We start from the raw sequence: 20,178 nt of genomic DNA, 5'->3' as shown, positions 1-20,178 counted from the left end.
TGGGGGATTTTTTTTATTTAGCATAAGGAGAAAATCCCTTGTAGGAAACGAAATGAGTTCGAAATCCAAGGTATCGATGTACTTTTAATTAATAAAGAAATCATCATCAAGATAAAACTTGAATTATAAAAAAACAAAATCCAATATAAATAATAACAATATCTTGAAGAATCTCCTTGTCTTTATTATAATTTAGTCGAAAATCAAGGGCACTAATAGCGCAGCGATGAGCGGGAGGTGGACATCCGATGTTCACAATCAAGGCGCAAGAATCTCTTGGTATTTAGTAGGAGGGAAAGCGATGCTTACATTTCAAGATCTCTTCGATTCTTCGCCAATTCCCATGGGGATTATTCAACAAGGTTGTTTTCAGCTTACAAGCCCGAAAGCTTATGAACTTACCGGTTATACAACCGATGAGTTATGGGGAATGCCCTTGGAAAAAGTCCTTCATCCTGATGATCGCCCGCAGGTGTTACAATCGGCTAAGCGCCGCTTGACCGGTGAAGCCGTCCCCGAGGCCTATGAATTCCGAATGATTACTAAAAAAGGTCAAGTTAAATATTTATTAGGCTACTTTCATATCGTTACCTACCGTGATGAAAAAGCTATCTTAGCGCAGTTTGTTGATCGTACCGAAAAAAAAAGTTTAGAAGATGAGATCGAAAAAAATTGGTTGATCTTCAAAAACATGTTCCAGCAATCGCCGACAGGGATCGAATTATATGATCAGCATGGCCATTTAGTGATTATGAATCAAGCTTGTTGCAACATCTTTGGCATTTCCGACCAGAATGATGTGGTCGGCATCGATTTGTTTTCGCTGATTGACTTGACGGACGAGATGAAAGACAAGTTACAGCGCGGTGAGGCGCTCCAACTTTCCCGGACGGTTGATTTCGATGAGATCCGGCGCAGTAACCGCTATGGCACGACGAACAGGGGGATCCGTTTTCTGGAATGCCGCTTAGCGCCGTTGCGGGCCCAGTCGGAAGGATTGCTGGGCTATTTGCTCCAAATCGAAGACGTAACCAAGCGCAAAGCAGCGGAAGAGCAGTTGTATCAAGCGTACAGTGAAATGGAGCAGCGTGTAGAAGAGCGAACAGCGCAATTGTTCGCAATGAATCAGCAATTGCAGGCGGAAATTCAAGAACGAATTGCGATCGAGGAATCATTGCGCATCAGCAAGATCTACTATCGCGGCATTGTCGATGATCAACCCGATTTGATCGCGCGTTATAAACCAGATGGAACGTTGGTATTTGTCAATAACGCCCATTGCCGGTTTTTCGGTAAGAGCCGCGAGGAACTAGTAGGGACGAACATGTACCCGTTGATGGCGGAACGCCACCGGGAGACCGTCCGGAATATCATTGCATCGTTCGATCAAGATAACGAAGTTCATGTGATGGAGAATGAGATCACCCGGGGCGACGGCATGGAACGCTGGTTCCATTGGACCAATCGCGCCATTTTTGATGCTGACGGGAAGGTCAAAGAAATCCAATGCGTAGGCCGTGATCTGACAGAGCGCAAGCAAGCGGAAGAAAAGTTACAGCTCGCCAATGACGGATTGGAGCGAAGAGTCCGCGAACGAACGCGCCAACTAGAAAAAGCCAAACTAACGGCGGAAGCGGCGCTGCGGGCGAAAAGCAGTTTTTTGGCCAACATGAGCCATGAATTAAAAACACCGTTGCATGGCATTATCGGCATGGGCGAATATTTGCTGGAAGCTGACTTGGGCGAGATCGAAAAGAATTGTGTGCGCTCGATGCTTAATTCGGGCCATTTATTGAGCAAGCTCATTAATGATGTGCTTGATTATTCAAAGTTTGAAACTGAGCGTGTGCAATTACGGCAAATACCCTTCCGCTTAGATAAGGTATTAGATGAAACGACCAAGATCATCGCAACGATGGCCGTCGAAAAAGGCCTGGAGTTTGAACGCAGCTATGCGTTGCCGGATGATCCTACCTATGTTGGTGATCCGGAGTTGTTGCAACAGGTATTGACGAGTTTGCTGGGCAACGCCGTAAAATTTACCGATCAAGGCTGGGTTCGTCTCAAATGTTTCATTGAAGCGGAGCAGAATGCTCAAACGCACTGGCGCTTTGAAGTCAGCGATACCGGGGTAGGTATCGCCGAAGAGAATTATGACCATATCTTTGAACTTTTTGTGCAAGGGGATAATTCCTTAACACGGCGCTTTGGCGGCTTGGGCTTAGGATTAGCCCTGGCGAAGCGACTGATCACCTTGATGGGCGGCCAAATCGGTGTTTCTTCCAAGCTGGGGCAAGGGTCAATTTTTTGGGTGTCCATTCCTTTGTTGTCATGCATGGATGTAACCCAGCAAGAGGTGGTACCCAATCGAGAAGTAAAACGAGGTCTGACCTCCGGGTTGCCCATCTTGCTCGTGGAAGACAGTGTGGCGACGCAGAAGGTCATCAAAGCGCAACTCCAAAAACTCGGCATTACCAATATTGATATCGCCAATAATGGACTGGAAGCGATCAAAGCGGTAGCGGAAAAAGAATATGGACTCATCTTAATGGACTGTCAGATGCCGATGCTCGACGGGTACAAAGCAACCCAAGCGATTCGTGCGCTGGAATCCCAGAAAGAAGGGTACACGACGATTGTCGCCGTCACCGCTCACACGACTGAACAGGCGCAAGAGATGTGTTACCAAGCCGGCATGGACGGCTATATACCGAAACCGTTTAATTACGAAGTCTTGATTAAGTTTATGAATGATGAGCCCGAAGAGCATACCGAGTATTACCCGCAAGAACTGTAGCTGTGGCCATGACCGTAGATGCCGCGGTCGATAGGATGAAAAAGGAGGTACAGGAATGGCTCCTGTGCCTCCTTTTGATCAGGGAAGTACGGTATCTTTCTCTAGGGGAAAGCGAGCAAAAAAAGTCGTACCTTCGCTTTCCGATACGGAAAAGGCGATGGTACCCCGGAGATAGCGTTCCGTCAATAACTTCATACTATAGGTACCGATACCGCGGTTCGTACCTTTGGTGGAGAAGGAGCGCTTAAAGATTTGCAGTTGAACATTGCGAGGCATGACGGCCGGGTTGTTTACCCAGAATTCGACGATGCTTTCGCTGTGGCGGCAACCGATTTGGACGATATCACCTATTTTGGATGCTTCCAGTGCGTTTTTTAGCATATTGACGAGAACGCGACGTACGAGACTGATATCACTGATAAAAAGCACATCAACGCTGTCGGGAGAAATGATGATTTTTTGCCCGGCCGCCACTGGATGGGCCGACATCTGGGTTACCGCTTCCCGCAAGATGTCCGACGAAGACATCCAGGTCAGCACCGGTTGAAATTCGTTGGTTTCAGCTTGCAGGAGGTCACGCTGTTCTTGAATGTCCTGAACCAGTTGTTTGGCAACCGTCTGCAAGGCGTCGAGGATGCTTTGGGCTTCCGCGGAAGAATTATACTCCCGGAGGAGTTCGGTGAATCCGTTGAGACCGGAGGCGGCATTGATGATATCATGAAAAAAAACCCGTTCCAGTACACGCCGGCGTTTGACATCGCTAATGTCATTTAAGGAGATGATCGTAAAATGATAACCGTCAACGGTCAGCGGTGACGCTGTGATCCCAAACTCCAACGTATTGCCCTGATGGTTTTCTTCCACGGTGATCGAGCATTCACCCTTGACGGTTTGCCCGGACCGGCTTCGGAGAACCGTGTTGATCAACCCGCAGGTGCGGCAATGTTCGGTGGTACCACAGCCACCGGGCATGGTCTTAGGATGAACACAGCAAAGCAGTTCCCCAGGGCGTAGACCGGCAAGTGGCGTGTTTTCCGGGATATTCAGCAGAACGTAGAGCGCTTGATTGCAAAACACCGTTTGCAAATATTCGTTGACGATAATTACAATGTGAGGGAGAGCATCGAAAAAAGCCTGGACACCTTGGAGGTTAGCGATGATCTTGGCTTGCTGTTCGATCCGTTCTTGGGGATCACGCTCTCCAGGAGCATAAAAAGTCGGCACGGCATGATTGCTCATCGATATCCCCCCCTTTAGTTCAATGCTTCCTTAATTCGACAGCATCGCACAAAATCCTGTATAGGGGAGAAGATGAGGAGGAATAGCAGGAAAGCGCAGGAACAGCGCGAATTTATGGAGGATGATCTTTTGTCATAGAAGCATAAGCACGTCAATCCCAAGATGCAGAAGGGTGGAGCAATGATGGCGACGATAGCTGGAGTCAATCAGATCGAAGACATTTATCCCCATTATCAGGAAACACCGATTGGGCGGTTGCTGGAATATCATAATTTGAACCGGCCTTTTGATCGCTACGTCGAAGCGCAATTGCTTGTAGGTATGTGCATGGATAATCGCAAGCAGTTGCACATTCCGGATAACTTTGCCTATATCCTGCGTACCGGCGGTGGGAACTTGCGCTCCAGTGAGTTTAAGGTTTCTTATGCGATCGGCGTTGGGCGGGTGCGCGCGATTGCCTTAATTGCGCATAACCATTGCGGCATGGTCCATTTAATGACCAAAAAAGATGATTTTATCCAGGGTCTTGTCGATATTGGTTGGGATGCAACGATGGCGGCCGATCACTTTAACAGCTTTGCCAGCATGTTTGAGATCGGCAACGAAGTGGATTTTGTGCTTAGCGAAGCCGGGCGGTTGCGGGCGCGCTACCCCGGGGTGCTTGTTGCGCCGATGCTGTATCGTTTGGAAGATAACCGGCTTTATTTGTTGGGGCAATAAAAAAACGGCTCAGGGAATCAATGGTTCTCTGAGCCGTTTTTTTAGATTTCCTAGGGAGCTCCTGTTACCGGTAAATCAATGGAAAAAACGCTGCCTTTGCCAAGCCGGCTGTCAACACCGATGGAACCGTTCATCAGGTGAACGAGTTTTTGCGTAATGCTCAAGCCTAGGCCGGAACCGGGTATCGTTGTTTTTTCGGCACCTAGGCGTTCAAAGGGGCGAAACAAGTTGGGCATTTGGGCAGGGTCGATTCCCGGGCCCGTATCTTCCACAAGGATACGGACGAGCGTGGGGTCGGGGCGCTCACACCGCAAGGTGACCGTACCGCCGGGGCGGTTATATTTGATCGCGTTGGAACCAAGATTGACCAGGACTTGTTTCAGACGGGTCATGTCGGCAAAGACTTGCTGATCCGGTCCCGGTGGGATGAGTTGCACGTCCACGTTGTGGCTGTTAGGTTGGGCTGCTAACATCGAAAGTACTTCGTTAAGCAGCGATTCCAGGGGGATATGGGTAAGCTGGATCGGCAGTTTGCCCGCTTCAATCCGGGCTAAATCAAGTATATCATCGATCAGGGAAAGCAAGTGCCAACTGGATTTTAAAATATGCTGGGTAAACAGGCGCTGCTCTTCCGATGCAGGGGGAACATCCAGGGTGGAGTCCAATAACTGGGTGTAGCCTAAGATAGCGTTGAGCGGTGTGCGCAATTCGTGATTCATATGGGAAAGGAATTCTGATTTAAAGCGGTTGGCCCGTTCGGCATCTTCTTTGGCGGTTTGTAATGCTTGTTCCATTTGTTTACGATCGGAGATATCGAGGACAAAGGTGGCTTTTTGCGGTTGCCCGTCCACATCGTGGATCAAGGCCGCCTCGGCTAAGACGGTCAGTTGTTTACCCGATTTGCTCATTACGGTCCATTCGCCGCGAATTTCCGAACCATAATGCATAAAACGTTCATGCAGATCGCACAAGAGTTGCCTTGATTCCGGGGGCACAACGACGGTAAAGTGCTGGCCGATCAATTCTTCGGGGCTGTACCCGTAAATGCGGCAATAGGCCGGATTGACCGAGCGGAAAAAGCCTTTTTCATCGGTAACGCAGACACCGACCGGCGTGTGGTCAATAATTCGTTTTAAACGGATTTCCCCGGAAGAAGAGGGCGAATGCTTGACTGAAGAATTCACGCCACTGCTCCTTTCTGGTTTGGTATGGTATGGTGTAGGGAAGGAGAGCCACGCTACAGGGTCTGAATAATGGATTGCTTTGGGTCAATTATATCACCAATTTGTTAAGAGGAGGTGGTCATTTGATGACGGTCAGACGAATTGGCGTGGCGTGAAATGCCGGCAACTGTCGGCGATGCCGAGCGGCCGATGTGGGCGGATGTGGTGTTTGCGGTACGGTTCCGGGAATAATGACGGTAGTCACTGGAAGCGGGACTGTGTATAATAAGGATGTTAATTCTACCCAAGCAACATCGATCGAGCAACTTTGCGGGCATCGGTCTTTTTTTATGGGATGTTGGGGCACGATGGAGATAGGTGGCGGTTGAGCCGCCACGATGGTTGCTAGCCGATCGCTGAAGGAGGTTAACTTGTTGAGTAAAGAAAGAACCGTGGTGACGAAAGAGAAGCCAGAAGGAACGCTGCAAGGAACGCCGCAAGGAACCGACGCTGCTACGGCGGAAGCTGCAGTGCTGGATCGTTATCTGGCGGGACTTGTCGATAATGCCTACCGAGCACTCGATGCCATGATGCAACTCAATCAGGAGCAGGTGGATACCATCGTTAAAGCGATGGCCATGGCCGGCCTGGAAGCGCATCGGCACCTGGCGCACATGGCCATTGAAGAAACGGGGCGCGGCGTCTATGAGGACAAGGTCACCAAAAACATGTTCGCTTCGGAGTATGTGTACCACAGCATCAAATATGATAAGACCGTCGGCGTGATCCAGGAAAACCGTTTTGACGGCTATGTGGAAGTGGCCGAACCGGTCGGTGTGATCGCCGGGATTACGCCGGTGACTAACCCTACCTCGACGACGCTGTTTAAGTCGATCATCGCCATGAAGACCCGTAACCCGATCATCTTTGGTTTTCATCCTTCGTCGCAGCGCTGCAGTGTGGAAGCGGCGCGCATCGTCCGCGATGCGGCCATTGCCGCCGGCGCACCGCAAGACTGTATTCAGTGGATTGAACAGCCGTCGCAGGCGGCGACGCAGGCGCTGATGAACCACCGGGGCATTTCGCTGGTCCTGGCGACCGGCGGCTCCGGCATGGTCCGGGCGGCCTACAGCACCGGTAAACCGGCGCTGGGCGTCGGTCCCGGCAACGTGCCTTGTTACATTGAAAAGACGGCCAACTTGGAGCGGGCGATTACTGATCTGATCATGTCCAAGACCTTTGATAACGGGATGATCTGCGCATCGGAGCAGGCTGTGATCGTCGATCGGGTCCTGGCTGAAGCGTTTGAAGCGTCGATGCAAGCCCATGGCTGTTATTTTCTTTCGCCGGAGGAGCAAGCCAAGTTAGAGCAACTGGTGCATGACCCGACGCGGGGCCAGATCAATTCGCGCATTGTCGGTCAAGCGGCGACGACGATTGCCGAATGGGCGGGGATCAAGGTGCCGGAGGGGACGAAAATCTTGCTGGCCCGGTTGGAAGGGGTCGGCCCGGAATACCCCTTATCGCGGGAAAAATTAAGCCCCATCTTGGCCTACTATGTGGTCGATGGCGCTGTGGATGGAATCCGCCGCGCCGAGGAGATGGTCGAGTTCGGCGGCATGGGTCATTCGGCCGTCATTCACTCGCAAGATCAAGCGGTGATCGACGAGTTCTCGCGGCGGATTAAGACGGGGCGGATCATGATCAATTCGCCGGCCACTCACGGTGCCATCGGCGATATTTACAACACCAACATGCCGTCGCTGACACTGGGCTGCGGTTCTTTTGGCAGCAACTCGACGACGGCCAATGTCTCGGCAGTCAATCTCATCAACCGCAAACGTATGACCGCAAGGAAGGCGCAGATGCAGTGGTTTAAGATTCCTGAAAAAATTTATTTCCGCTTTGGCTCGACAGAGTACTTGGAGGATATGCCGGAGATCAGCCGGGCCTTTATCGTCTCGGACCCGTACATGGCCAAGGCCGGCATGATTGACAAGGTGCTTTACTACCTGCGTAAGCGCAAGCAGTATGTCCATTGTGAAATTTTTGCCGACGTCGAGCCCGATCCGTCGCTGGAAACGGTCCAAAAAGGCGCCGCCATGATGGCGCAGTTTCAGCCGGACGTGATCATCGCCCTCGGCGGTGGGTCGGCCATGGATGCGGCTAAGGGGATGTGGCTGTTTTACGAGCATCCCGATGTGGACTTTGATGCGCTGCGGCTGAAGTTCATGGACATTCGCAAGCGCGTCTTTAAGTTTCCCAAACTGGGGCTCAAAGCCAAGATGGTGGCCATTCCGACGACGTCCGGCACCGGCTCGGAAGTGACTTCCTTTACGGTGATCAGTGACCGGCGGCAAAATCTCAAGTTCCCTTTGGCCGATTACCAGTTGACGCCCGATGTGGCCATTCTCGATCCGGAGTTTGTCATGACGGTGCCGCCGGCGGTGACGGCCGATACGGGCATGGATGTGCTCACCCATGCCATCGAAGCCTATGTGTCGGTCTTGGCGTCAGACTTTACCGATGCGCTGGCCGCTAAGGCAATCCAGATGACCTTTGATTACCTGCCGCGGGCTTTTGCCCATGGCGACGATCGTCTGGCTCGGGAAAAGATGCATCACGCCTCGACGATGGCCGGCATGGCCTTTACCAATGCCTTTTTGGGGATCAACCACAGCTTGGCTCATGCGCTCGGTGCGGAGTTTCATCTGCCCCATGGGCGGGCCAATGCCGTGCTCCTGCCCTATGTGATCGCCTATAATGCCGGCAAGCCGAAGAAGTTTGTTTCTTATCCGAACTACGAGACCTTTGTGGCCGATCAAAAGTATGCCGAACTGGCGCGTAGCCTGGGGCTGCCGGCGTCATCGGTAGAAGAAGGCGTACAGAGCCTAATCCAAGCGGTGCGCAAGTTGATGCAACAGTTGCATTTGCCCATGAACTTGGCTGCTTGCGGGATCGATCGGCAGGCGTTCTTGAATAGGCTGCCGGCGCTGGCCGAGACGGCTTTTGATGATCAATGTACGGGCAGCAACCCGCAAATGCCGCTGGTCAAGGATCTGGAAGGGATCCTGCTGCGCGCCTACGAGGGCTAACGTTAGCGAATGGGGACAGAGGAGCCTGGAATCATGACGGAAACGGTAGCGGTAAAAAAAACGGTCAATATCTATACGGACGGCGCTTGTTCGGGCAATCCCGGTCCCGGCGGCTTCGGTGTGGTTTTGGAGTTCCAAGGTCAGCGCCGGGAGTTGTCTGGCGGTTATCGCGACACGACCAACAACCGCATGGAGATCATGGCGGCCATTGTGGGACTGGAAACGCTGAAAGAACCGTGCCGGGTACACCTGTACAGTGATTCGCGCTATCTGGTCGATGCGATGACCAAAGGTTGGGTGCAGCGCTGGCGCGCCAAGGGCTGGACCCGTGACGGCAAGCAGCCGGCCATGAACCCCGATCTTTGGGTGCGCCTTTTAAAGCAGACCGAGCGCCACGAGGTGGCGTTTCACTGGGTCCGCGGCCATGCCGGGCACCCGGAAAATGAGCGCTGTGACCAATTAGCCACGGCGGCGATTCGCGGCGGCAATCTGGCCGTCGATGAGCGTGGGCTGGTGCGCTGAGGTGGTTGGGAAGCCACGGGGAACGAAGGAAACGAACCAGCGATCGGCAAATGATGTTTAAGAAGCTCCGGTGGGCCAAAGGCTTGCCGGAGCTTCTTTTATACCAGTCACGTTGGTGATTTGTCACCATCCCTATTGACGATGGGCAAGGGGTCGAGTACAATCTTTCAATGACTGACTTCAGTCAGTCGTTGAATCTGTTGGGGTTAACATCAGGAGGGAATGCATTGAAAAGGCTCACGAAAAAAGTCATGCCCATCGTTCTGGTTTTTGGTATCTTGGCCGCCGGTTGTACCCAGCAAGAACCTCCCGCCAAAGAAGAAATACCGCCGGTGCGCACCAAAGTGGTTGCCAGCAATACGGAAGGCACACCCATCGTTTATGCCGGTGAAGTGATCGGCCGCAATGAAAGCCGCCTTAGCTTTCAGGTGGGCGGCAAAATTACCAAGCGTTATGTGGAAGTCGGCGATGTGGTCCAGGCCGGGGACCTCCTGATGGAAATCGATACCACCGATTTGCAGCAAGACGTAGTCACTCAAGAAGCCAACATCGCGGCCATTCAATCGAACTTGCAACTGGCCGAAGAGAATCTGCAGCGGTATCAATTGTTGCTCCAAAGCGGTGCGGTCAGCAATGTGGAAGTGGACTCCTTACAGACAGCACGGGATATTACGGCTGAACAACTGAAACAAGCCCAATCAGGGTTGGAGCGAACGAAGAATCAAGTCCATTACGGACGCTTAGTGGCTCCGGCGAGCGGCATTGTCTCGGCGATCCGCGGGGAAGTGGGCCAGGTGATCAACCCCAATCACCCCGGTTCCGATGTGCTTACGCTGGTGTTGGACAATGAACGGGAAGTGGCCATCGATGTGCCGGAACGGCAATTAGCCGACATGCAAAATGCCGGGAAGATCAAAATCAAATTTTGGGCCTTACCGGACGTGACGGTTGATGGCGTGATCCGCGATATTTCCCCCGTGGCAGACAAGGCCACCCGTACATATCAAGTGAAAATCAGCAGCCCTAACTTGCCGCAAGCAGTGAAATACGGCATGTCGGCCACCGTGGAGGTTTATCCGGCCAATCCGTCTTCGACGATCACTGTCCCCTTATCATCGATCTACCAGACAGGCAATGATTCGTCCGTTTGGGTGGTCCAAGACAATGTGGTCCATCTGCGGCCGATTAAGGTAGGCACGGTCATGGACAACAAGGTGGAAGTTCTCGAGGGCCTGAACGATGGCGAGACTGTCGTTACGGCCGGTGTGCATAAGTTGCAGCCCGGCCAAGCCGTTCGCGTGACTACGGGAGGCGGGCAATGAACAGGTTCAAAGGCTTTAACCTCAGTGAATGGGCACTGAAACACCGCCAGATGGTCTATTTTCTCATGATCGTCCTGTTCGCGATGGGGATCATCTCCTACAACCAGTTGGGCCGCTCCGAATTTCCCGACTTTGTGATCCGTGAGATGGTCGTCGTCACCGTTTGGCCCGGTGCATCGGCGAAGGAAGTGGAGCAACAGGTCACTGATAAAATCGAAAAAAAGCTGCAAGATACACCTAACGTGGATGTGATTCGCAGCAATTCCAAGCCGGGGCAGTCGGTCATCTACCTCCGGCTTAAAGACACGGTCATGGAAAAGGATGTCCGGCCGATTTGGATCGAAGTGCGCAATATTGTCAATGATATGGCCGGCACCCTCCCGCAAGGCGTTTACCCCCCGATGTTTAATGATCGCTTCGGTGATGTGTTCGGAACGATCTACGCCCTGACCTCCGATGGTTTTACCATGGAAGAAGTCCGGCAAAAGGCGGAGCAAATCCGGCAGACGCTTTTACAAGTCGATGCGGTTGGTAAGGTCGAACTGATCGGGGTGCAGCGCGAAGCCATCTATATTGAGGTGGAAAATACGAAGCTGGCGCAGCTGGGAATCGATCCGGCGCTGATCGCCTACAGCTTGCGCAACCAGAACTCGGTGGACGCCGCCGGGATGATTGAAACGACCACCGATAATGTCAACTTGCGCATCAGTGGCTATTTTGAAGATATCGACAGTATCCGCAACCTGATGATTCGCACCAATGATCGCATTTTCCGTCTTGGCGATATCGCCACGGTCGAGCGCAGTTATGTCGAGCCGTCCGATCCCAAGATGTATTACAACGGCGAACCGGCCATCGGCTTAACGGTCTCCATGGAAACCGGCGGTAACGTCCTGACGCTCGGTGAAGAACTGGACAAAACAGTCGCCAAGATCAAACGTGACTTGCCGGTGGGATTGGAAATCCATAAAGTGGCCGACCAACCAGAGGTCGTCAAAGAGTCGATCAATGAGTTTGTCGATACCTTGGTGGAAGCCCTCGTCATCGTGCTTGTCGTTTGTTTTATCAGCTTAGGTCTACGCGCCGGCATGATTGTCGCGTTGAGTATCCCCATGGTCGTCGCGGCGCTGATTGTCGTTATGAAGCTGACCGGGATTCAGTTGCACAATATCTCCTTGGGCGCACTGATCATCGCCCTCGGTTTGCTGGTCGATGATGCGATCATTACCATCGAAACGATGCATGTGAAACTGGAACAAGGCATGGAAAAAGCCAAAGCGGCAAGTTATTCCTTCACAGCCACCGCTTTTCCGCGGCTCATCGGTGCCCTGGTCACTTGTGCCGGCTTTATGCCGGTCGGTTTTTCCACCGGCTCGGCGTCGGAGTTCGTCGGCAGCATTTTTTGGGTGGTTACGGCATCGCTGATCTTATCGTGGCTGGTGGCCGGAACGGTGACCCCGTTGCTCGGGTACAAGTGGCTTAATTTTCATAAAAAAGAACAGGATTATGATCAGGTTTATAATACGCCCTTTTACCGGGCTTTTCGCCGAATCCTGGAATGGACACTCTTGCGCCGTTGGAGCGTCATCGGCGCCACGGTGATCGTTTTTGGCAGTTCGATTTATCTCATGGGGTTTGTGAAGTCGGAATTTTTTCCGAACTCTACGCGCCCGGAATTGATCGTCGATATGACCTTGCCGCAAGGAGCATCCCTGCAAGCGACGGAACAAGCGGTGCTCAAGCTCAATGACCACATCAAAGATCATCCCAACGTGGTTAACTTTACGAGCTATGTCGGTAAAGGGGCGCCGCGCTTTGTACTGGTCGCCGATCCGGTCTTGGATGCGTCCAATGTGGCGCAGTTCGTGATCGTGACGAAGGATCTGGCGGCTCGTGATCAGCTGCAGCAAGAGATTACCGAACTGAGCCGGAAGGACTTTGAAAATGTCCGGATCAATACGAAAGTGATTGCGCTAGGACCGCCTTCGCCCTATCCGGTGATGATGCGCGTCTCCGGACCGGACCACGCCAAAGTGCGTGAGATGGCGGAACATGTTCGCACGGTGATGCAAGAAAATCCGTATATCTACGATGTCAATTTTAACTGGTATGAGAAAAACAAAGTTCTTCGTCTTCAGGTGGATCCGCAAAAAGCCCGGATGCTGGGCATCGACAAGCAGCAGTTAGCCCAATCCTTACAAGCGCAGCTATCGGGAATGCCTGTTTCCGAGTTCCGGGAAGGCGATCAAAAGTTTGCGATCATCTTCCGCACCGATGAACCGTACCGCATGGATCTATCGCGGATGGAGCAATTAAATATCTATATCGGTGGCGGGAAAACGGTTCCCCTGGGGCAGATCGCCAAGATCACCTATGAAGCCGAAGACGGTTTGATCTGGCGCTATAATCTGCAGCCGACGATCACCGTACAAGCGCTGATTCTCCCGGGCACGACCGGCAACGATGCGACGCTCCAGGTTTATGAACGTTTAAAAGAATACCGGGAGAACCTGCCGGCAGGGTACACTGTGGAACTGGCCGGGGGGGCCGAGGATAGCGCCAAAGCATCGAAAACGTTAGGCAGTACGATTCCGATGATGATCGTGGTGATCATGTTCTTATTGATGTTCCAACTGCAGAATATGTCCAAGATGGTCATGGTGCTGTTGACGGCGCCCTTAGGGCTGATTGGGGTCAGCCTGTCGTTGCTGGCTACCGGCAAGCCCCTTGGCTTCGTGGCGCAGTTAGGCATTCTTGCGCTGGCCGGCATCATCATGCGCAACTCGGTGATTTTGATCGATCAGATTGAAACCCTCGTTCATAACGGTGTATCGCCCTGGGTGGCCATCATCGAAGCGACGATCATGCGGTTTCGACCGATCATGCTGACGGCGGCGGCGGCCATATTAGCCATGGTGCCCTTGGCCTCCAGTATCTTCTGGGGCCCCATGGCCGTGGCGATTGCCGGTGGCCTCATCGTGGCGACGGTGTTGACTTTGATCGTGTTGCCGGCCATGTATGCGGCATTGGCGAAAGTAAAACCGAATTATGATCCCAAGGCCCATGAAGATCTACCGATCGTTTGATCACGATGGGCAACGTAGCGTTTCTGGTGGTGGATGGCGAAAGTCTGTTGATGGATGGCGATAGTAGGAGGCAATGGGTTGGCGAGAATAACCAAAAAGCCGGAAGAGCGCAAGGCGGAGTTGCTGGAGGCCGCCTACCGTCTCTTTGTAAAAAAGGGATATCATCACACCGCTGTCAGTGATATCGTCAAAGAAGTGGGCGTTGCGCAAGGGACGTTTTTTTACTACTTCGCGACGAAAGAGGATGTTCTGGAGGCGATCACGGAGCGCTATATCGTACGCATGCTGGAAGATGCCAAGCGCATTACCGAGAATCCCAACTTGACGGCGCCCCAAAAGCTGAACGATGTGCTCAATTCGGTACTCCGCAATCTCGGTACCCAAGGGGAGACGATCTTACAGGTTCTCTTGGAAGAAAAATACTTGGGATTACGGCAAAAACTGCAAAGCCACAGTGAACAACGATTTACCCCCTACCTGATAACGATCTTGGAGCAAGGCCAGGCGGAAAAGTCGATGTACATTGAGCATCTGCCGGAAACGATTGATTTCATTAATGGGATCTTTTCTTTGTTGGTGGAATCGGCGTTATCGGCCAACTCCCCGGAAGGCTTGGCCAGAAAAGCGGCTGTGGCTGAAAAATTAATTGCCTGCGCTGTCGGCGTACCACGGGAGCAGATGCGGTTTTATGCCGTTGCTCCGCAGCATGGTCAAGAAGCGATTTCCAACGAAAAATAATATTCGGTGACTAATGTAGCCGGAAGCACGCGAGTTCCTTCGTGTGCTTCCGGCTACTTCTTTTCTCATTTAGACTTGACAACAGCGCTTTGTCTCATAATATGAAAGATAGTGTTCTTTTCGATAGGGAAAAATCGCGATATTTTGGTGGTAACAATCCAGAGGTGGTGCCACGATGGATGAAAAACAAGGCGGAACCTCCAATCGCCAGATGGCCAACGTGGTCTTAGGCGTTTCCGTAGCCGGCTATTTGCTCACGGTGCCTTTTGCCGGGACCTTTGCCGGTGGTTTGTTGAGCAGCGGTTTTGGCGCTGCTGTGGTCGGTGGTTGTGCCGATTGGTTTGCCGTGACGGCGCTCTTTGGTAAGCCCTTGGGGATCCCTTACGGTACGCAGATCTTGGTGCGCAACCGGCAAGAGATCGTCGATACGATGATCACCATGGTGGAAAAAGATTTGCTGACCAAGGATTACCTGCAAAGGCGACTGGCCGCCTATGATGTGGGTGTTTGGTTTGAGCAGGAAGTGCTGGCTTCGATCTTGCCGCGCCTCGTCGAGGGTGCGGCGCCGGATTTTTTGGGCAAGACGCTGGAACCGTTAGTGCGCACGATTGTGGAGGACCTACCGTTGTCGCCTTTTTTGGCCGATCAATTGACGTGGGCGCTGGAGCAAGGCTACGATGAGCGGCTTTTTGATCTGGCCTTGGACGAAGCGGAGTTATTGGTTATGCATTCGGCCATCCGGCAGGAGCTGGCCCGTCTGGTGGCCCAGACGAAAAAGCGCTATGAAGCAACGCTGACACGACGGCGCTTGTTCAATGATTTGATCTTGCGGATGGATCCCGATGATCTGGCAGCACAATTGCAGCGGGCTGCCCGCAACTACCTGGCGACGCTGCGTGACGGTGACCATCACTGGCGTAAAAAAGCGCGCGCTTATGTGCGCGATTGGGTGCTGCGGCTGCGTAATGATCCGGCGTTGCAAGCGCAGGTGGAAGCCTGGAAAAAAGCCCAACTCGGCCAAATCGCCTGGGAAGCGCTTTTGCAGGATCTGCTGAAGCAAGTGCAATCACCGGACGGACAAGTGCCGCTGGCGAAGTCCCCTTGGTTTCGCCGTACGGTGCGCCGCGTTGTCCGGTTGGTGGCGGCGCTGAAAGAGCAAAGTGCGTCACCGGATAAGCTGGATCAACTGTTGAAGCGAATCGGCGAGCAGTGGATCGATGATAAGCACAGCGCCATCGGCGAATTGATCCGGGAGAATATCAATCGTTTCAGCGATGAAGCGCTGGTGGAACTGGTGCAGTCCAAAGCTGGCAACGATCTGCAGATGATTCGGATCAATGGCTCGGTGGTCGGGGGCTTGGTGGGGATGCTGATTTTTTTGCTGACCCAGTTGACGTGATGACGTGATGACGGGATGGGAAAGGAGGCGTACGCATGCGCTATCAGAAAGCCAACGCCGTGCTGGCCGGCGTGTTTGTCCTTTTTCTGGTGTTGTGGATGCTGGCGCGCGTCTATCCGGACCAAGCGCTCTTGCGGGCGGCCTTGATCACGGCGGAGGCGGCGCTGGTCGGCGGCGTGGCCGATTGGTTTGCTGTAACGGCGCTGTTTCGCAAACCCCTGGGCTTTCCCTGGCACACGGCACTGGTACCGCGCAACCGTGACCGGGTGACGAGGGCCGTCATTCAAATGATTGAACGGGATTTGCTCAGTGCAGACATCATCCGGGCCAAGCTGGCCCAAGTCCGCTTGATCGATATTTTGATCGCCTGGCTCGATCAACCCGGGGTACTGGCTTTTCTGGAAGAACGGCTGGCTGACTATTTGCAGAACTGGAAATCGGACCGGCTCTATCAAAAGACGCTGCGTTTTTTGGAAAAACCGCTCAAGAGGCAACTGCGCGACAAGCCCTTGGCTGGGAAGGTGACGGTGTGGCTCAAGGGCTTCCTGACCGACGGCCGGGAAGCGCCCTGGGTCGAACTGGCCATTGAAGCGTTGCGGCGCTGGAATGACAGCCCGGCGGCACTGGCGCAGATTCGCCGGTATGTGGATGATCAGGTGGCAGCAAAGCGCAGTGGCGGCGGGTTGCTGGCGGATCTTTTCTTGTCGACGGTGGTGCTCGCTGATGCGTTTAACCCGGCCGATGCGGCTGCCGCGATTCAGCAGCAAGCGGGGCAATTGCTTCGGGAGATGGGTGATGAAGCCCATCCGATGCGGCAGACGCTGCGGCAGTTGCTGATCGATAAAGTGGAGCAGCTGGACGAGGACCCGGTATGGAATGCGGCGGTGGAAGCTTGGAAGGTGACGTTGATCGATGCGCTGAGTATCGGTGGAGCCCTGGCAACGCTCGTTCCGGAGGGTGAGGACGATCGGCGGCTCAAGGACAAGTTGGAGTTGCTTTGGGTGCAAATCAAAGGCGATCAAGCGCTGCTGGATTGGTTGGAAGGGCATTTACAGGCGACGGTGGCCTTGTTGATCGCGGCCAATCATCACCGCGTCGGCGAACTGGTCGAAGATGTGCTGGCGACGTTTTCGACGGATGATCTGGTCCGTTTTGTGGAAGATAAATCGGAACGGGATCTGCAGTGGATTCGCATCAACGGTTCTGTCGTCGGCGGTGTGGTCGGTCTCGGCAGCTATTTGTTTGTCGAGTGGGTTTATTTGCCGCTCTGGGCGGGCTTTTTCAGCCGGTAACCAGCGAAAGCGTTGCCGGGGCTCTCCGGAGAATCGGCATGGAACGATTGCTTTGAGCAGCGAAAAAAGAAAAAAACCGCCAGGCACTTGCCGGCGGTAGTAGGTTCAGGTAACGGAGCGATGCGATGGGCCGGCCACGGTGGACGGCGCACTTTGCTGGTACTGCAGTACCCGTGGTACGTAGGCGGTGGTTTCCCGAAACGGCGGGATGCCGCCGTATTTGGTGACATTGGCCGGTCCGGCATTATAGGCGGCCAGAGCCGATGCGGGATTACCTTGGAAGCGATCCAACTGTTGGCGCAGGTAGCGAACACCGCCATCGATGTTTTGGGCCGGATCAAAGGGATTGGTTACGCCTAAGGAAGCGGCCGTTTGCGGCATCAACTGCATCAAGCCGGCGGCACCGGTGCGGGACACGCTGTTTGGTTGAAAATTCGATTCGGCTTTGATCACGCCCCAGACGAGGGTGGGATCGACGCCATAGCGCTGGGCCGTTTGGCGGATTAGGTCGTCATAGGCCGTGGGGTCCGCCGGCGTAGCGGCCCTGGCGGATGACTTTTGTCCGGCGTTGACCGGTGACAGGGGCAGCGCGGCAGAACGGTCCGTCATCGGCGACGCCGTTATTGACGATGGCATTACTGGTGACGCCGTTACCGATGACGTCATCATCGGCGGGGCTGTTGGCGCCGTCGGGATCTGCGCTTGGTTTTTTATCGTTGTCGCTAAGGTGGCGGCAAAATCGGCATACGGGCGTGATGAGGTAGGACATTGTTCCATGATTTTTTGGCGGATCGGTTCGATGCTGTTGATCGTCATGCAAGCACCCCCTGATGTTCACTATACCTGAGGGCGCTGGCGATGTAAATAGGGCGAGAGACAGGCCGCGGTGAGGTTTTTTGCTGGAAAAGGTGTCAACAGTGCCAACTGGGCAATATGATACATTCCAATGAGCAACCGGTGAGCGGTCTTGGAGAGAAGGTGGCTTATGAACGAGCAAAAAGTGGCGCCCTGTTGTGCCCTCTGTCAGCAAACGCCGGAGCGCGGTATTGCCGGTGGTTGGTGGATCGGTGGATTCTTCCTTTGTGATCGCTGCTGGCAAGCGGCCGCCGCTTCCACGGACGGGGAAGGTGTCTATGACGAACTCTTTCGGGTGCTGCGTGAGCGCTGGCGCCATCACCGGCGTTGGCGTCGCTATCTCGTTCCCGGGGGAGGGGCCATAGGGCCGCGGCTGGGCACAATGAAGGTAAAAAAGGGGCGGCATGATTGAAGGAGCGACCACTTTGGCAAGCGTTACAGGCCTACCGGCAGGCTGGGATCGTCGGATTGCACATGCCGGGCCATGGACAGGGACGAGCTTTTGCAAAGCATCCCCTGACTGTCGATCTGGATGTGACGGAAGTACCGGGCCTGGATGATCTGCATGCACCGACGGGGCCGATCCAAGCAGCGCAACAATTGGCGGCCGAGGCCTTTGGTGCTGATGAAACTTTTTTTCTGGTCCAGGGAGCGACCGTCGGGATTCAAGCACTGTTTTTGGGGATGCTTAAGCCTGGCGACCGGGTGCTTTTGCCGCGGGCCAGCCACCGAGCCGCTTTTGGCGCGATGGTGCTAAGCGGTGCGGTGCCAAGTTATGTACCGCCCATCTGTGAGCCGGGGACGGGCTTACCGATCGGGACCGATTGGTCGGCAGTTACGGAGTCCGTTGTTACGGAATCAGTTGTTACGGATCTGGTAGTTACGGAGTCGGCAGACATGAAGCCGGCAGCTACCCAGCCGGCCGCCGCCCTGGCTGCCTGCCTGGCGTTGCGGCCGACGTACTGGGGCATTGCTGAAGATCTCGCCCCCTGGCGCCGGATCGCCCAGGCGCAGCAAGTGCCGCTGTGGGTAGATGAAGCTCATGGCGGAGCCTTTGCCTTTTCCGGGGCGTTACCGACGCCGGCACTGGAACTGGGGGCGCAAGCGGTCGTCCAGGGCAGTCACAAGACGCTGCCGGTGCTGACGCAAGCAGCGATGCTGCATTTGCGGTTGGGGGCGGACGATCCGCCAGGCTGGCGCGATGCATCGCTGCGGATTCGCCAGGCCCTGACGGTCCAGCAAACCACAAGTCCTTCCTATTTATTGATGGCATCGTTAGATCTGGCGCGGGCACAACTGGAGGAGTGCGGCGATGAACTGTGGGCCAGAACGATGGCCCGGGCCGATCAATTACGAAAAAAGCTGAAGCGGCTCAAAGGATTTCACCTCTGGGGTGAAGAAATATTGTCCTGTGTTCCAGGCAGTATTTTGGATCGAACGCGCCTGATGATCGCTTGGTCAGCAGGGGCGTTTACTGGTTTTACGGCAAGACAATGGTTGCGCCGGCAATGGGGCATCGAAGCTGAACTGGCCGGCCGTGATCATCTTTTGTTTCTGCTTTCTCCCTTTGATGCGCCCGGTACCGATGACAAGTTGGAGCAAGCCGTAACGGCCCTGGCGGAGGAGTTGGCCGGCAGCCCCGGCTCCGGAGCTGATGGAAGAAACGGTGCATCCTGGTCGGCGTTATTCCGCCACTTGCCGCCGGCGGTGTGCACACCACGGGAGGCTTTTTTTGCGCCGCGTCGGATCGTGCCATGGCGGGAAGCGCAAGGACAGGTGATCGGTGAGATGATCTGCCCCTATCCGCCGGGAATTCCACTGGTGGTACCGGGCGAAGTGCTTACCGCCGAAGTATGCGAAGCGGTGGCGTTGCTGGGACAAGCCGGTGCCCAATGGCAGGGGCCGGCCGATCCGACGCTGGCAACGATCGCAATTTTAGATGAATGATCA

General features: G+C 54.0%; 14 protein-coding genes. 11 read left to right on the top strand and 3 right to left on the bottom strand.

The features are described 5' to 3' along the window. The first annotated feature begins 301 nt into the window (after positions 1–301). Positions 302–2,797, top strand: a complete 2,496-nt coding sequence (locus EDD73_RS02310; protein WP_165876270.1) for a PAS domain S-box protein — start codon at positions 302–304, stop codon at positions 2,795–2,797. Positions 2,798–2,875: 78 nt separating this feature from the next. On the opposite strand, the gene EDD73_RS02305 is transcribed toward EDD73_RS02310, so the two are convergent. After that, positions 2,876–4,036, bottom strand: coding sequence for a sensor histidine kinase (locus EDD73_RS02305; RefSeq protein WP_131918082.1), 1,161 nt, complete (start codon positions 4,034–4,036; stop codon positions 2,876–2,878). 183 nt (positions 4,037–4,219) lie between these two features. Here EDD73_RS02305 and EDD73_RS02300 point away from each other — a divergent pair, with 183 nt between their 5' ends. Beyond that, entirely contained in the window at positions 4,220–4,756 is a 537-nt protein-coding gene (locus EDD73_RS02300; protein WP_131918081.1) for a carbonic anhydrase, read from the top strand. Positions 4,757–4,806: 50 nt separating this feature from the next. Here the strand turns inward: EDD73_RS02300 and EDD73_RS02295 are convergent, their stop codons facing one another. After that, positions 4,807–5,940, bottom strand: coding sequence for a PAS domain-containing sensor histidine kinase (locus tag EDD73_RS02295; RefSeq protein ID WP_131918080.1), 1,134 nt, complete (start codon positions 5,938–5,940; stop codon positions 4,807–4,809). Positions 5,941–6,449: 509 nt separating this feature from the next. On the opposite strand from EDD73_RS02295, the gene adhE reads away from it, so the two are divergent. The 7 genes from adhE to EDD73_RS02260 all read left to right on the top strand — a co-directional run bounded on the left by adhE (position 6,450) and on the right by EDD73_RS02260 (position 17,373). After that, positions 6,450–9,014 (top strand): bifunctional acetaldehyde-CoA/alcohol dehydrogenase, encoded by a 2,565-nt coding sequence (gene adhE / locus EDD73_RS02290; protein ID WP_406567178.1) that lies wholly within the window; start codon positions 6,450–6,452, stop codon positions 9,012–9,014. A 33-nt stretch (positions 9,015–9,047) separates the two neighbouring features. Beyond that, entirely contained in the window at positions 9,048–9,536 is a 489-nt protein-coding gene (gene rnhA / locus EDD73_RS02285) for a ribonuclease HI (RefSeq protein WP_131918078.1), read from the top strand. Between the two features lie 227 nt (positions 9,537–9,763). Beyond that, positions 9,764–10,858, top strand: coding sequence for an efflux RND transporter periplasmic adaptor subunit (locus EDD73_RS02280; protein WP_165876269.1), 1,095 nt, complete (start codon positions 9,764–9,766; stop codon positions 10,856–10,858). Then, positions 10,855–13,944 (top strand): efflux RND transporter permease subunit, encoded by a 3,090-nt coding sequence (locus EDD73_RS02275; RefSeq protein WP_131918076.1) that lies wholly within the window; start codon positions 10,855–10,857, stop codon positions 13,942–13,944. The genes EDD73_RS02280 and EDD73_RS02275 overlap by 4 nt, the downstream gene beginning before the upstream one ends. 78 nt (positions 13,945–14,022) lie before the next feature. Further along, positions 14,023–14,682: a TetR/AcrR family transcriptional regulator gene (locus EDD73_RS02270; RefSeq protein ID WP_131918075.1), complete on the top strand. Its 660-nt coding sequence runs from the start codon at positions 14,023–14,025 to the stop codon at positions 14,680–14,682. 175 nt (positions 14,683–14,857) lie between these two features. Next, on the top strand, positions 14,858–16,081 hold the full coding sequence (locus tag EDD73_RS02265) for a DUF445 domain-containing protein (RefSeq protein WP_131918074.1): 1,224 nt from the start codon (positions 14,858–14,860) through the stop codon (positions 16,079–16,081). Between the two features lie 35 nt (positions 16,082–16,116). Further along, positions 16,117–17,373, top strand: coding sequence for a DUF445 domain-containing protein (locus EDD73_RS02260; RefSeq protein ID WP_131918073.1), 1,257 nt, complete (start codon positions 16,117–16,119; stop codon positions 17,371–17,373). Positions 17,374–17,478: 105 nt separating this feature from the next. Here EDD73_RS02260 and EDD73_RS02255 read toward each other — a convergent pair whose 3' ends face one another. Next, entirely contained in the window at positions 17,479–18,189 is a 711-nt protein-coding gene (locus tag EDD73_RS02255; RefSeq protein ID WP_207668784.1) for a lytic transglycosylase domain-containing protein, read from the bottom strand. A 169-nt stretch (positions 18,190–18,358) separates the two neighbouring features. On the opposite strand from EDD73_RS02255, the gene EDD73_RS02250 reads away from it, so the two are divergent. Together EDD73_RS02250 and EDD73_RS02245 are read left to right on the top strand one after the other, a co-directional pair. Continuing rightward, positions 18,359–18,640, top strand: coding sequence for a hypothetical protein (locus EDD73_RS02250; protein WP_131918072.1), 282 nt, complete (start codon positions 18,359–18,361; stop codon positions 18,638–18,640). Further along, positions 18,637–20,175, top strand: a complete 1,539-nt coding sequence (locus tag EDD73_RS02245) for an aminotransferase class I/II-fold pyridoxal phosphate-dependent enzyme (protein ID WP_131918071.1) — start codon at positions 18,637–18,639, stop codon at positions 20,173–20,175. The genes EDD73_RS02250 and EDD73_RS02245 overlap by 4 nt, the downstream gene beginning before the upstream one ends. Positions 20,176–20,178 lie beyond the last annotated feature (3 nt).

The organism is Heliophilum fasciatum, from assembly GCF_004341395.1.
GTDB lineage: Bacteria > Bacillota > Desulfitobacteriia > Heliobacteriales > Heliobacteriaceae > Heliophilum > Heliophilum fasciatum.
Note: the sequence above shows the minus strand (reverse complement) of the source record. Positions and strands in the feature narration are given on the sequence as shown.

Coding starts and splice junctions, on each gene's coding strand:
- EDD73_RS02310 (WP_165876270.1), top strand. CDS start 302: ATGCTTACATTTCAAGATCTCTTCGATTCTTCGCCAATTCCCATGGGG.
- EDD73_RS02305 (WP_131918082.1), bottom strand. CDS start 4,036: ATGAGCAATCATGCCGTGCCGACTTTTTATGCTCCTGGAGAGCGTGAT.
- EDD73_RS02300 (WP_131918081.1), top strand. CDS start 4,220: ATGGCGACGATAGCTGGAGTCAATCAGATCGAAGACATTTATCCCCAT.
- rnhA (WP_131918078.1), top strand. CDS start 9,048: ATGACGGAAACGGTAGCGGTAAAAAAAACGGTCAATATCTATACGGAC.
- EDD73_RS02275 (WP_131918076.1), top strand. CDS start 10,855: ATGAACAGGTTCAAAGGCTTTAACCTCAGTGAATGGGCACTGAAACAC.
- EDD73_RS02265 (WP_131918074.1), top strand. CDS start 14,858: ATGGATGAAAAACAAGGCGGAACCTCCAATCGCCAGATGGCCAACGTG.
- EDD73_RS02260 (WP_131918073.1), top strand. CDS start 16,117: ATGCGCTATCAGAAAGCCAACGCCGTGCTGGCCGGCGTGTTTGTCCTT.
- EDD73_RS02255 (WP_207668784.1), bottom strand. CDS start 18,189: ATGACGATCAACAGCATCGAACCGATCCGCCAAAAAATCATGGAACAA.
- EDD73_RS02250 (WP_131918072.1), top strand. CDS start 18,359: ATGAACGAGCAAAAAGTGGCGCCCTGTTGTGCCCTCTGTCAGCAAACG.